This is a genomic window from Bartonella sp. OC16QHHD (genome assembly GCF_042194035.1).
Classification (GTDB): Bacteria; Pseudomonadota; Alphaproteobacteria; order Rhizobiales; family Rhizobiaceae; genus Bartonella.
In genome coordinates this window covers 1-1649 of record NZ_JBHIMJ010000012.1, presented here as the reverse complement: position 1 = coordinate 1649, position 1649 = coordinate 1, and the positions used below count along the sequence as shown (strand labels likewise).

General features: G+C 36.9%; 2 protein-coding genes. Both read right to left on the bottom strand.

Going from position 1 to position 1649, the window contains the following annotated elements; translation table 11 throughout:
* Positions 1-205: 205 nt before the first annotated feature.
* Positions 206-1102 carry a tyrosine-type recombinase/integrase gene (locus tag ACFIK1_RS01860; RefSeq protein ID WP_375661954.1) on the bottom strand — a complete coding sequence of 299 codons (897 nt, stop codon included), beginning with the start codon at positions 1100-1102 and terminating at the stop codon, positions 206-208.
* A gap of 65 nt (positions 1103-1167) precedes the next feature.
* Positions 1168-1386: a hypothetical protein gene (locus ACFIK1_RS01855; protein ID WP_375618906.1), complete on the bottom strand. Its 219-nt coding sequence runs from the start codon at positions 1384-1386 to the stop codon at positions 1168-1170.
* Positions 1387-1649: the final 263 nt, after the last annotated feature.

The window sequence follows — 1649 nt, the reverse complement described above, 5'->3', positions numbered from 1 at the left end:
AAAATTATATAAACTGTAGAAGGTGGTCTAAAAGGTGGTCTGAAAATGGCTGTTTAAAGAAAAAATCTATATATTTCAATATATTTAAGAAATAAAATGGTGCCCAAAAGAGTTTCAATAATTTTAAATAAAATAAATGAGTTATTGCGATATGGGGGAAATTTATCATTATTGATTCCATTAATGTTTTTTATAGCACTATCCCTCATTTTTTTTGGAGCTTTTTTATCGCTTCTATAGCTAGCCTTTTGCGATCTGCGCTTTTTGTATAAAGAGATGCCATGTTGTCGTCGGTCCATCCAAAAATTGCCTTGAGTTGTGATACTGTTGCACCTGAATTAGCGGCGCGTGTTGCTGCTAATTTTCTTAAGCCATGTGCTGATTTTTTGATTCCCGCTACGTTACAAGCCTCACGAAAAAGGTTGCCAAAACTTTCTTTTACGAGTTTATTTCCGTTTTTTCCGCAAATGAATGTTTCATTTCCAATAGGACCAATTTTTAGAGTTTCTGCTAATTCAGGCAAAATGGGTAGAAAAACATCTGTTTGGAATTTACTTTTCTCTGTCTTGAGATGAATGATATTATCTTTGACATCGTTCCAACCAATGCGGACCGCATCACCACGACGCAAACCCGTGTAAAGAAGAACATCAATCCAGACGCGTTCATGTGAACCATGTGACCAATGGTGATAATATTTTTCAACATCTTCTTCTGTCCAAACAGCAAATCCATCTTTGTTGTTGAGAGGAGGTCTTTTTATTCCTAAAGCTGGGTTATTCTCCAGAAGTTCTTGATCGATCGCCCAATTAAAAAGTCCATTAAGTGCTTTTAGAAAATTTTGGGCAGCTGTTGGTTTTTCTTTGCGGCGTTCAACACCCGCTGTAATATGTGATTTCTTTATTTCTCTGTATGGAATGTTTCCTATAGCATCACATACCTTCATAAGGATAAGTTCTCTTTGTCTTTTCGTAGCTTTAGCAAGGCTATGCCAATGAACGCTGTTAAAGTATTGTTTAAGCAGCCATGCAAATGACCCTTCAACAAGTTTACCGGTTTTTGATTTAGGAAGTATAANCCATGACCAATACGTACATACCATACAATTTTGCCATGTTGAGTAATTTGTTTAACGAGATGAGGAGGACGTGGTTTAGGCATGGTATTTTACATCTTAGAGAGTGCGGTTTCGTAATATTCATTCTTTGACAAATCTAAAAGTTTGTCTGGGTGGCTAACTGAATTTGGTATTGGAATATCTGCTTTAAGATAGATAAGCAGTTCACCGGTAGGTTTGATTTCTATGAGTTCGCATTTTTGCTTTTTTGCTTCTCTTAAAGCTCGTGCAATGTCTGCTTGCGTTATGATAGCTTTACGAGGTGCCATATCTTTTCTCCTTACATTGAGATGCAATTCACATGTGGCGTGAATCACGCATTACTTGAAAGTTGTTAGGAAGGGGGGGGCTAGGAGCCATTTGTGAAGAGAAGCACCCCCATATGTAAAAAATCTGTAAGTTTATTTTTTAGATGTGCTTAATTTCATATTTCCAATCAGGCAATTGAGTGAGAGCTAATGCGAGTTGTCCTCTATGACACATGCATACATTGGCTTCAAAACAGGTGATTGCAACGCGCTTTTTGTTTAAA

Bases quoted from the DNA above. Each gene is read 5' to 3' on its own strand.
- ACFIK1_RS01855 (WP_375618906.1), bottom strand. From the start codon at position 1,386: ATGGCACCTCGTAAAGCTATCATAACGCAAGCAGACATTGCACGAGCT.